This window comes from Marinobacter salexigens (genome assembly GCF_018860765.1).
Taxonomy (GTDB): Bacteria; Pseudomonadota; Gammaproteobacteria; order Pseudomonadales; family Oleiphilaceae; genus Marinobacter; species Marinobacter salexigens_A.
Genome location: NZ_JAHKPV010000001.1, coordinates 848700 through 860617 on the forward strand (window position 1 = coordinate 848700; position 11918 = coordinate 860617).

The window sequence follows — 11918 nt, forward strand, 5'->3', positions numbered from 1 at the left end:
CAAGTATGGCCAGTCATATCGAATTTAACGGCGCAGATGGCTACAAGTACATTGTTGTTCGGCCAGACACTTACGATGGTCCTCAAGGTCCAGAGAACGCTGAGGGCAATGAAGACTGGAGTCAGTGGCTGCGCAACCGCTTTAGCCCCGGGTTCGCCAATGAAAGCACCCAATGGCTGAGTGTGCTCCAAAGCCATGGTGTTTCACTCCACGTAGCGAGTAATAGCGACTTGCTATTCCGGCATGTTGCTCAGATGCTTCGAGATCGGCAACTGGCTATCTACAAAGTGCCTTTGCACAGCCTGCCGCCAAGTGAAGGCAGTGGCGGTGGAGGCGGCAGCAGCACTGCCCGCACGGGTAACGCCCCGGCAAGTGCCGCATCATCTGCCCCTGCAGGCAGCTCGAAAGCAAAGCAAGCCGATACCGACGACCCCGGAGCCAACACCGCTGACATGCAGTGCCAAGGTGATCCGGTAGCGCCTGTAACGGGTGAAGAAATCCTCGATATTGAGGACTTCGTTATAGAAGGCCCCATGCCCCTTACGTGGACGCGCCGCTACCGCTCAGGATACTGCGAGAGACAGTTGGGCTTCGGAGCAGGCTGGGCCATTACGTGCTTACGGCAGATACATCTTGATGGCGACCACCTCTGGATACTCGATAAAGACAGCCGATCCCTGCGCCTTAAAACACTCGCACCGGGTGAGATAACTTGGCAGGTTCATACCGGACTGAGGGTGGAGCGGCGCCAAGACAACCAAATAGTGTTGACCGAAGCCAACGGGATGGCCTGGATATTGGCCACACAAGACAACAAAACCTGGTTGCCTGTGAGTGTGCAAAACCTGACAGGCCAGCAGTGGCGTTTCCACTATGACGCTGAATTCAGGCTTTCTCATCTGCGGCTGAATGCCCATACCGCCGTGGTGTTCAGCTACAACAAGCATCACCCGGAGCGGGTACACGCCATACACTTGGAAAACGGTGACCAGCGTCGCCTCTTGGCACTTTACAGCTACGATGAACAGGGCAACCTGCTGCGCGCCGAAAGCGATTATGGCACCGAACAGTACCAGTATCAGGGGCACTTGCTCACCCACCGCGAATTACCCACCGGGTACACCTTCCACTTCGAATGGCAAGGTCACGGTGAGCGTGCGCGTTGCCTCCGCAGCCGGGGTGAACAGGGCCACCACGACTTCCAGTTCGACTACCAGCCCGAGCGCTACCTAACACAGGTACGCGATGCCCACGGCAACGTTCAGGTATTTCATTACGACGACAACGGCCGCATCCTAGCCCGGCAAGACCCTGATGGCGCACTCTGGCAGTGGGCCTACGATGGCCTAGGGCGCTTGGTGCAAGAAACCCGGCCCGATGGTGCGCAAACCCAACACCGTTACGATCGCCAAGGCCGTAAAGCTGAAACCATCGAGCCCGACGGCCGCAGCCACCGGTGGCACTTCAACGAGCTGGGCTTCTGTACCGCTGAAACGCACCCGGATGGCCGCACTCACAGGCGCCGTGTTGATTTAGCTGGCCGTTTGCTTAGTGAAGAACGCCCCGATGGCAGCCAGTGGCACTACCAGTACGATGCTGACGGCTGGCCAGTACAGGCTACCAGCACCACCGGAGAAACCACCGAACTGGGCTGTGCCGACACAGGCCACCTTCTGGCGAGCAACCGCAACGGCCAGCTTCAGCGTTTTGCCTTTCACCCGGATGGCCGCGTGGCGGGCAAGCTGGAACAGGGCTTGGTAACCCAATACGACTATCAAGGCCAGCGCCTACTGGCCGTGCACCAATACCCCGAACAAGCACCGGAACAAAAACGCAGCCGCCAGTACCACTACGACAAAGCTGGCCGCCTGACCGACTACACCACGGCCCAAGGCGACCAACACGGCTACGAATACGGCCCTTTGATGCGCCCACTGGCGTACCGCCGACCCGATGGTCACAAGGTTCAGTACCAGTACGACCTCAGAGAACGCCTGACTGCCATCACCCGCGCAGACGGCAAACAGTGGCAACTGGGCTGGAACGCCCAAGGCCACATCGACCGTTGCGCCGCCCCCGACGGCCGCGATATCCATTTTCAGTATAACGCCGCCGGGCACATCACCCACCGTGAACACCCCGGCTTCTGGGCACAACGCACAGAGCGAGACCCCGCTGGCCGGGTACTGACCCAAACCAGCCAAGGCAAAGACCGCAAAGCCGTCACCCGCCACTACCGTTACGACGCCTTTGGCCGCCGCACCCACGCCAGTTGCGCCGACCGCAAACTGCACTGGGCCTATAACACCGTCGGCCAGATCACCGAACACCATCAGGACCGCCACCGCACCACCTACGGCTACGGCCCCGGTGGCCGGATAGACACGATCCAACTGCCCGACGGCAGCACTGTCCATTACCACTACGACCCACAAGGCCGTTGGCACACCCTGAGCGTGAACGGCGACACCCTGATCGAACGCACCTTCGACAGCCAGAACCGGGAAACCACCCGCACAGCGGGCAGCAATACCCAAAGCCAGCTGCACGACCGCTACGGCTGCCTGATCAAACGCAAATGGCAAGGCCAACAAAGTGCCACAAGACGCTACCGCTGGGACGCCGAAAACCGTCTGGAAGCCACCGAAGACAGTCTGGCCGGCAGCACCCACTACCAACGGGACAGCCAAGGCCAACTGACCCAAGAGAACGACACCGAATACCACTACGATCTGGGCGGCAATCGCGTCCCGGAAGGCAGCCAGATTGAGAGCGACCGCCTGATCAACGTTGGCCACAATGACGAGCACACGCAGCCAACAAAACGATCCTACGATGCACTCGGCGCGGAAATCCGCATCACCAGCCAAACCACCGAACACCGAACCTTCGACGCCGAAGGCCAACTCATCGAACTCAAACGCCCCAGCCTGCACATCACCTACGGCTACGACGCACTGGGTAGGCGAGCCTGGCGCAAAACCGACGCAGGCACCACCACCTACCTGTGGCACAACGATGTATTGCTGGGAGAACAGAGCCCAACCGGCCAGTGGCAGTGGTACCTCCGTGACCCACAAACCGATGAGCCGTTAATCACGCTGATCGACAACCAACCCTACTACTACGAACTGGACCACAGAATGATGCCGGTTCGGTTGTGGGACCAAAGCGGCCAAAAGGTTTGGGAGGGGCATGCGGATGCGTGGGGTAAGTGCCGGCCTGAAACGCTCAATAACAGCATCCACCAGCCCTTGAGGTTGCCGGGGCAGTTTGAGGATGAGCTGACGGGGATCGTTCAGAATCGGTTTCGGGATTACGATCCCGCCACTGGGCGGTATCTGACGCCGGATCTTTTGGGAGTGCAGGGCGGCCTCAATACATACCGTTATACTCGGAACCCTTTAGATTATATCGACCCGCTGGGTCTGAGTAGTTGTGAGACTTCCGGCGTAACTCCGGACGATGCGATGAAAGGCGAAGAAGGGCCTGTCGGCGATGATGGACCGGCCTTCCAGAACATTGAGCTGGCTGGCGCTGTTGCTTTGGCCAGAGCGCCCGCTCCGGTTCCAAACCTACCGACATCAACCGTTACCCGTGTGGTAACCGGTGCGGCGGCGAATGATGCAGTGTATGCCGTCGAGCGGTCGTTGTTTTCCAGAGTTCTGCCAGCTCTGGGAACGGCGGCAACGTTTGTGACCGGGATGCTTTATAGCCCGGAACTGGGTGGCGGCCTAGAGCAGATCAGCGCACCGGATGGCACGGTTTACAGTAAGCATGGTGATGAACGAATCTGGAATGCTGCTGGGGTTGATGGTTCTACGTGGCAAACAGACTCGCCGCAGGAGGATATGGAGTATCGCACGTGGTTGGCGAATGGTGGGGATGGGTCGTTTCAGCAGTGGATAGCCAGCGGGAAGCCCACGGAAATTCTGCAACCTAATCTTCCCATAGATACTCACGATTTTGATAGTACGAACAGCGTTAGTCTAGGTGAGTTCTGTGATTCTGTCGAAGAGTTTGATGTCCACGACAAAAAATCTCAAGAAGCTTTCTCGCTATTTAACGATAAGCGGTGGGGAGAGCTTGAGGATATGTTCAACAGCGAAGGAATTAATGGTGGTTGGCCCCCGAATAGAGGAGCCATTAGTTCTATGGAAATCTCACTGGCGCCGGGCCAAAAGGTGGATAGGTACGGTGGTTTTTTCGATAATGATACTGGAGAATTTAGAGACCTAGGCACCTTTACTGCGGCAGCGGATGTACCTTTTGAGAACAGGGCGTTGCCTGAGGCCACTTTAAATAAGCCATACAAAAAATACGAGGTTATTAAAGAGATACCTAACGTTAAGGCAGGAAAAGCTATACCGTGGTTTGGCCAGCCTGGAGAGGGTGTCCAATATGAGTTGCCGGTTTCTATGGAAGAGCTGGTTAAGGGTGGATACGTTCAGGAGATAGAGTAGTATGAATATTGAAAATGACGGGGCCTGTTTAGTTTTTGACGGTGACATTGAAGAAATGCAAAAAATAACTCCTGAAGTTGAAGTTGACGGAGTTAAAGTAGATGTGACTCCAAGTGCGCTCAATAGAGTCGAAGATCTAGAGAAATTTCGTTGTGATATAAGTATTGATCAAATCGCGCATAATTTAGGTTTTAAGGTCACAGTGTTTGATGGAAGAAAGATCTATCATGGCAGTAAGCAAGGACTGAAGCTTTTTTTTATTGCTAAGAGTCTTTCTGGCATTGAAAAGATACTGATGTTCTCTTTTGGAGAGTTTCAGCCGAGGCGATTTATTTGCATATTTGAGGGTGTTTTAGAGGCCTAACTTAAAGAACTTTCGTGAGTATGTTCCAGAATGGGGCGGTATCTGACGCCGGATTCACAAGATATACTGGGCGCGGGATGAACGACTATCTACAAAGGAATGTAACCGTGTCTCATTTAATCGATCGCCTTGTTCAGCGATCCATAGTCGAGCAGTTCTGGGATATCGTGCTCGATACGGATGAAGTACCTTCGCTCCCAAACGAAGAGGCGTTACTGGCGCAGATTGAAGCCGAAACCGATGACGAAGCCAGTGATGAATTATTGTTGCAGTATCTTGATGCGCATGCACGCCACTTCAATACAGCTCCGCTAATAGGTGGGCCATTACCGGATTTCGCCGACATTGTTGAACTTGATGGGGAACCCATCATGGTTGGTCTTGTGGTGCCCTCTTTGCGCACGTTGAAACCTTTCTGTTCCCGAATAGTGACTAAGATGAGCGGGCTGGGTATCAAGGTTGGCTTGTTTATCGACGGCCCCATATCACCCGGGTTGACCCGTGAGCAATTGATCCTTGCCGGGAAATCGTTCAGGGAAGATCTGGAAAAAGTGGCTGCGGACGACGAGGTCGCAAGCCTGCTGGAGAATGACACCAAATCAAACCGCAAAGTCAAAAAGAAAAAGAACCAACCTATCGCGATTATTTTTGAACTGATTCAGGTGGGAGACCATATAGACACCCCCGCCGCCCGTGCGACGCTTCGCGAACTTAAGCTTCTCTTTAATCGGAAAGACCGGGTGTTTGTTTGCGGCACCCTCATCGACAGCGTAATTGGCGATACGCACTCGCGAACCGTGACCAACGACCGGCAGACATTCGAGAAGACCTGAGAAACAGCCGTTTCAACTGGAAATTGGTGTTGGTGGCTGTGATGGTGGCGTTAATCGGGACGGGGTTCAGCTACTACTTGCAACTGCAAGGAAGCCCGCGTCCTCTCGTGATGTTTTCAAGTGATATTCTGATTCCCCTCGTGATCATTCTGGGCGCGGTGTCCTTTAACAGGCTTCATAATCAGTCGGCTCGGCAGACCAAGTACTGCCTGATCGGTTATTTCAGCATCTATATCACGGTACTTTGTTGGTTGGTATGGCCCGTTACTTTTGCTTTTGTGCTGTATCTGGCCAAGGTGACGCTGCTGGTGTCATGTATTAGCATGATGGCCAGCACGATGATGGAGTTGGAGTGAGGTATTGGGCAAAGCTGAGAGCCGGTTATCAGCCGGATCAGAATTTGCCGCCATCAAGCCCTGCAATTACTCGCTCAAGGTTTGGCCGAGCTAGTGTCTCAAAGGCATAGTTCGCACTTTGTTCCTCATTATTGTTTTTGTGGGTGTCGTAGATGACGTCGTGATACCAGGTGGCCATCTCGATAGCGTGAAAATTTGTCAGTTGATCTCTGACGCTATCCAAGTGGCGGAGGCACGCGTCAATATGCTGAAAGTTATGGTAGGTACGGCGGGGTTCTGCGTAGTGTGCGCGTAAACGTTTATAAGCGTTCGCCGCTAGGTCTTTTGGGGCTTCAGGGAGCAGTGCTAACCACCGTTCATAGTGCAGGTCTAACATACCTACCCCCTTCGCTCTGCCAGCTTTTCCGAGGCTGTGAAAATGGAGCTAACCTGCTCCCGCATGGCGTGCAAATGCTGGCAGGTTATGTTTTTGTATCAACTCTGAGTAGTCCATTCTCTTCTTCAAAGTCTACCTGCACCTCATCCGGACTAAACTGGTAAAGATAATCAGGAATCTCTCTTCCTTCAAATTGTCGTTGAACAAAGTCGTACACCTGAGGCTCCAGAATAGGGCCGGGGTAGACGTAACCTTGAGCTTCATTCTGTTTAATGAAAACGACAGAGTAGTGGGTGAGGGTAAAACCAAACTCGATCGGGAGTTTGGGGGGCGATGCCTGCGGGTCTAGTGCAAAAAATGCCCAGTGATCACCAGCAGAAGCGGCAAAGTTGTTGAGATAGTGCGCGAAGTCGCCATAAGTCTCGTCGGTGTTGTCAGGATTGGGGCTGGTAGTGATGACGATGGCTTTGCCTGCATGCCAGGCCTCTACCAGTGGATGAGTGGCGGTGTCGGCCGACGCGCAGGCGGATATCAACAGCGCCAGCCCTAGAGTAATTGATGAACGTAGTAGCTTCATGGTCAATTTAGGTTCTTGAGAGGTATCGGGTGATTATTGGCGATGATGCGCTGGTTGAAGAAGAACTTGAATTCATAGGCATCGCCATAGGGGTTCAGCCGTTTGTCGAAGTGGGGCGTATCGGGATTGGAAAAATTTCCGCCCCAGCGGTAACCAGCGTTTTTCATATCGTCGATAAAGTTGGTTGCCCCTTCGGTCTGTCGACCGGCGGCAAAAGTGCGGCTGTTGTTCCAGTTGCTGCCATCAACAATGTTGCAGTCGATAGCGTGGCCAATCAAATGTTGAGAGCGGGTTGCCGGGGTTACTACGGCACCGGAAACCGGTACGCCATTTACCCGAAACGCCTGATTTAGCACTAGCTTCACACAGCGTTCACCGGCTTTTTTGTTGGCAGTGCTGAGCAGGTCAGCGGCAGCTGCGGAAAGCACTACGTCGCCCTCACAAACCGACACGTGGCTCAGTACTCGGAAACCAACGCCGACTTCGACGTGGTCCAGTTGTTTGCTGTCTAACCGTATAAGGTCGCCTGTACTGACATAGCCTTGGGCGATCCATCGGTTAAGCTCACTGGCTGTCTGGGTGTCCAGTCGCCCGCTTAAGGCCTGAGTGACCTTGCAGGTGTCGGTTACTAAAGACTGATTGAATCGCCTGTAGGGGTGCGCCGTGAGGCACCACTGGAACATTTTGAGCGCCTGCTCGGTGCCGGGCCCGAATTGACCATCCACAATGGCTAAGGGAATGTCTACCGCTCGCAGAGCCTCCTGCAATGCGGTGACATAGCTTGCAGCGTTCGGGCGCCGATGGCCGCCAAAAATTTGTTTTTTGTCACTGTCACCACTCTTGAGCTCGAACGGGCCGAAACATGAAGACCTTGCCATTGGATATCCTTATCTCTTTTGGTTCAGAAGCAGAGCCCAGCAATGAGCGAGCTGTAGAATTTTTACGGATACCTACACTTTGACTGGCAGGGAAGAGATTGGCGCGTGCGATCCTTCCATGTGATCTGGGCCGGCATCCTGAGGTGGACAATAGGCGGCACTCTTAAGACTGTCAATGACGCCTTCGGTTGCACATTACTCGTTAATATAAAAATAACGTCTCCAACAATTGACACCCAATACAGCCTACATTAATGTTGATTTTCAAATTAGCCAGGAAGGCGTTACGTTCAGGGATTTAGAACATGTAGTTACTTTCAGTACATCGTTAATTGATTTGAAAGTACCCTGCCTCAAAACACCAATGTTCTTCATCTACTGACTCTGTGCCTTCTGTTCCGGGACGGTGTTGTCTTGTTTAAGCGCTTCTGGATTTTTTCTGTTATTGCATTGGCCGTTTCAACGGCAACGGGAGTTTATGCAGGAATGTTTGGATTTCTAAAAAACTACGATGTTCAGTTATTCCCGCCAGTTGAGGGACGCCTTCTGCATAGTGGGGTGCCTTTAGAGGGAGTGGAAATTATTAGGGAGGCGACATATGACGAAGTGAAAACCGAAACGGTTGTCACCGATGATGATGGGCGTTTTTTTTTCCCTGAATGGGTAACTCGCTCGAATACTCCAGGTAAGCCGTTGATTGAAGTTCGTCTTCGTCAGGTGGTCGCAGCAAAGTATCAGGGTGAGTACTATATTCTATGGCAGTACACAACGGATCAAATTGAGCCAGAGTCAGTGATTACGGAACTTCTGAGCAATCTTGATTGTGATATTACGAACGAGGAAATTGATCACTATTTTCCGATACCGGATAACCCCGACTTCGAGCACATTATTGGTAGCATCTGTAGATGGGAAACCAAATCATAAGGATATGTTATGCAAGCACTTTCGCCACGCCTTGCCGCCGAGTTGGCGGACCTCGTCTATGAAGTTCAGGCGCCAAGCACTATTCCGAATCTTGGCCTAAAAAAGAGTCAAGAGCTTAAAGCCTCGTTTGATATCGATCTCTCCAATGGGCCGATAACCGGTACTACAGGGGGCTTTTTCGGGCTGTTTTCGAAGACTTCGGGGTTTGCTTTGGTCGGTCATGGAAAAGGGCGCTTTCAAGGGCATCAAGTAGTTGCCATACGGGGGACTCAGGATGGTCATGACTGGCTGACTAACGGCAATGTAGGGTATTCAACCTGCTCAAGTGGTTCCACCGTGCACGCAGGCTTTAATCAGGCCTTCGAAAGTATGAGGTCTGGTATCGAGTCGCTGCTGGCCCCACAATTGGCGTCAAGCGGAGTGCAGGGTGTTCACTGTGTTGGGCACAGTCTTGGTGGCGCTCTTGCTTCTCTAACAGCAGATTGGGTTAAAGATCACTATCGCAAGCAAGTTAATGTTTATACCTTTGGGGCGCCGAGGGTCGGACTCGATGGGTTCGCCCAGCACTCTACTCACGCGACAGCGCGAATGTTTCGCTGCACTCACGGTGCGGACCCGGTGCCCAATGTGCCTCTCTGGCCGTTTATTCATGCACCTGTAAACGGTTTTGAATACCGTCTCGATAATGGCTCGGGCATTAGCGTTGATGCTCATGGGATGGGTAAGAACAAGCGGCCTGGTTATCGGAACACTGCTAACACAAATGACTGGTCTAGGCTGCATCAGAGCTCACTGGATTATTTAAAGCAACCTGTTCGGTTGGACTACGAGCGCCGCAATGAGGCCTCATTCTCCGCATATTGGGCGGAACGTATATCTGCTGCATTAATTACTCTTTTGAAAGATGCTGGTTATTATGCAGCTGTGCTTGCACAGGCAACGGTTAGTTCTACCCTTACGTTTTACGATCTGGTTTCAAGAACTATTCAGCAAATTGCCGAGTCGTCATTGAAGTTGGCTGATCAGGCTCGTGGGTTGTTGGGTCATATGTTGGCATTTGCGCGAATGGCGGTAACAACAGTTGGAGAGCTGACTTTTACGTTTATTCGGTGGGTCTTCGATAGAACTGTAGGGGCGCTTTACCGAGCTGTCCAAACTGCCTTACAGAGGACTTAGGAATAATAGCTATGTCGCTAGATGATTCGTTCTATTTGCGTAATGAGTTGAATCAACCAGTGGTTTTTACGGCTACACCGAGGCTTGATGAGTCCGGGGCGCCAGAAAGTGAGGCGTTTTTGCCTCACGCCACTTATGCTAAGGAAGCGTTGCGTACGATTGTTGATGCGCAGCAGGATCCTTTTGCCAATCTGCTTACAGAGTTGTGGCTTTACGCTTACCAAAAGCCGTGGGCTGTACCCGATACCGTGGACAAGATAATTGTGGATATCGCAGACAAAATTGAATGCAGAGAGCTGTTCGTCTATCTGGATTGATCTGCCTTTTTGTGCGGGAAAGCCGGAAGGTGCCGGGCACAAAAAACTCACTCAGAGTCTTTTGTGCCCGATAGTTTTACTGCAGTTTTGGACCGGCTGCGACAATTGAGTCGGAAACATCAAACTTCTTGAAGTTTTCCACGAACTGGTTGATCAGCTCTTCTGCTTTTTTGTCGTACGCGTCTTTGCTAGCCCAAGTGTTGCGTGGGTTCAGTAGGGCGGTATCAACACCCGGTACTTGCTTTGGAACGCTCACGTTGAGGGTGGGCAAGTGTTCGGTTTCGACGTCATCCAAGTCACCGTTTTGAATTCCGCTGATGATCGCACGGGTCGTCGGTATGCTGAAGCGTGTGCCTTCGCCGTAGGAACCGCCAGTCCAGCCGGTGTTTACTAGGAAGACCTTGCTGCCGTATTCGTCGATGCGCTTCATGAGCAGTTCTGCGTAAACGCCTGCCGGGCGCGGGAAGAATGGAGCGCCGAAACATGTAGAGAAGGTGGACTTGAGCTTGGACGATGAACCCATTTCCGTAGAGCCAACCAAGGCAGTGTAGCCGCTTAGGAAGTGGTAGGCAGCGCCTTCACGGCTCAGGATAGACACTGGGGGCAGAACGCCGGTCATGTCGCAAGTCAGGAATACAATGTGCGAGGGCTCACCTGCACGGTTTTCCAGTACGCGTTTTTCGACATGCTCAAGAGGGTAGGCACAGCGTGAGTTTTCGGTTAGTGAAACGTCGGTGTAATCCGGCTCACGGGTTTCTGGATCAATAGTGACGTTTTCAATAATGGCACCGAAGCGGATAGCGTCCCAGATGATGGGTTCGTTCTTCTTGCTTAGGTCGATGCACTTGGCGTAGCAGCCGCCTTCGATATTGAATACAGTGCCCGGGCCCCAGCCGTGTTCATCATCACCGATCAGGAAACGGTGTGGATCGGCCGACAGGGTGGTTTTGCCGGTGCCGGAAAGGCCGAAGAAGAGGCAGGTTTCGCCGTCTTCACCTACGTTGGCAGAGCAGTGCATCGGGAGTACGTCTTTTTCCGGGAGCAGGAAGTTCTGCACGGAGAACATGGCTTTTTTCATCTCGCCTGCGTAATGCATGCCGGCTAGAAGCACTTTGCGACGGGCGAAGTTTATGATCACACAGCCATCGCTATTGGTGCCGTCACGTTCTGGTACGCATTCAAAGTTGGCAGCGTTCAGAATCTGCCATTCTTGCTTATCAGCCTGATTGTAGCTTTCCGGGCGAATGAACAGGTTGCGACCAAACAGGTTTTGCCAAGCGGTCTCGGTGGTCATCTTCACGGGTAAATAGTGCTCAGGGTCTGAGCCTACGTGCACTAGGGAAACAAAGCTGTCTCTTTCAGCAATGTAGGCTTCTACACGATCCCAAAGAGCATCGAATTTATCCGCGTCGAACGGGCGGTTGATCGGCCCCCAGTGGATACTGTCAGAGGTGCTTGGCTCTTCGACAATATAGCGATCCATCGGGGATCTGCCGGTGCGTTCGCCGGTCTTAACGACTAGTGAACCGTTGGAAGCCAGCTGGCCTTCGTTCCGCGCCAGTGCTTGCTCTACCAGCTGTGCTGTACTCAGATCATTATAAGTGTTGCTCACTTCGACCTCGCCCTCGGGATGTCTTAGTGACTGCTCAGG

11 protein-coding genes are annotated in these 11918 nt (G+C 52.9%); 7 read left to right on the forward strand and 4 right to left on the reverse strand.

The window, feature by feature from the left end:
- The first annotated feature begins 5 nt into the window (after nt 1-5).
- The 4 genes from KO508_RS03825 (at nt 6) to KO508_RS03840 (ending at nt 6016) form a co-directional block, all read left to right on the forward strand.
- A complete protein-coding gene (locus KO508_RS03825; RefSeq protein ID WP_216006979.1) occupies nt 6-4463 on the forward strand; it encodes a glycohydrolase toxin TNT-related protein in 4458 nt (1485 codons plus the stop codon).
- Between the two features lies 1 nt (nt 4464).
- On the forward strand, nt 4465-4827 hold the full coding sequence (locus tag KO508_RS03830; protein ID WP_216006980.1) for a hypothetical protein: 363 nt from the start codon (nt 4465-4467) through the stop codon (nt 4825-4827).
- Between the two features lie 107 nt (nt 4828-4934).
- Nucleotides 4935-5660 (forward strand): hypothetical protein, encoded by a 726-nt coding sequence (locus tag KO508_RS03835; RefSeq protein ID WP_216006981.1) that lies wholly within the window; start codon nt 4935-4937, stop codon nt 5658-5660.
- A 32-nt stretch (nt 5661-5692) separates the two neighbouring features.
- Nucleotides 5693-6016, forward strand: coding sequence for a hypothetical protein (locus tag KO508_RS03840; RefSeq protein WP_216006982.1), 324 nt, complete (start codon nt 5693-5695; stop codon nt 6014-6016).
- Between the two features lie 37 nt (nt 6017-6053).
- On the opposite strand, the gene KO508_RS03845 is transcribed toward KO508_RS03840, so the two are convergent.
- The 3 genes from KO508_RS03845 to KO508_RS03855 form a co-directional block, all read right to left on the reverse strand.
- The gene (locus KO508_RS03845; RefSeq protein WP_216006983.1) at nt 6054-6392 is read right to left on the reverse strand and encodes a hypothetical protein; all 339 of its coding nucleotides are present in this window, start codon (nt 6390-6392) and stop codon (nt 6054-6056) included.
- An 85-nt stretch (nt 6393-6477) separates the two neighbouring features.
- A complete protein-coding gene (locus KO508_RS03850; protein WP_216006984.1) occupies nt 6478-6969 on the reverse strand; it encodes a hypothetical protein in 492 nt (163 codons plus the stop codon).
- 2 nt (nt 6970-6971) lie between these two features.
- Nucleotides 6972-7847, reverse strand: a complete 876-nt coding sequence (locus tag KO508_RS03855; RefSeq protein ID WP_216006985.1) for a M15 family metallopeptidase — start codon at nt 7845-7847, stop codon at nt 6972-6974.
- A 414-nt stretch (nt 7848-8261) separates the two neighbouring features.
- Between KO508_RS03855 and KO508_RS03860 the strand changes: the two genes are divergently transcribed.
- Genes KO508_RS03860 through KO508_RS03870 form a run of 3 tightly spaced genes read left to right on the forward strand, consistent with a single transcriptional unit; the run spans nt 8262 to nt 10267 of the window.
- The gene (locus tag KO508_RS03860) at nt 8262-8774 is read left to right on the forward strand and encodes a DUF6795 domain-containing protein (RefSeq protein WP_216006986.1); all 513 of its coding nucleotides are present in this window, start codon (nt 8262-8264) and stop codon (nt 8772-8774) included.
- Between the two features lie 9 nt (nt 8775-8783).
- Complete coding sequence (locus tag KO508_RS03865) at nt 8784-9950, forward strand: lipase family protein (RefSeq protein WP_216006987.1); 1167 nt, start codon at nt 8784-8786, stop codon at nt 9948-9950.
- A gap of 11 nt (nt 9951-9961) precedes the next feature.
- Nucleotides 9962-10267, forward strand: a complete 306-nt coding sequence (locus KO508_RS03870) for a hypothetical protein (protein ID WP_216006988.1) — start codon at nt 9962-9964, stop codon at nt 10265-10267.
- Between the two features lie 76 nt (nt 10268-10343).
- Here KO508_RS03870 and KO508_RS03875 read toward each other — a convergent pair whose 3' ends face one another.
- Nucleotides 10344-11879: a phosphoenolpyruvate carboxykinase gene (locus KO508_RS03875; RefSeq protein ID WP_216006989.1), complete on the reverse strand. Its 1536-nt coding sequence runs from the start codon at nt 11877-11879 to the stop codon at nt 10344-10346.
- Nucleotides 11880-11918 lie beyond the last annotated feature (39 nt).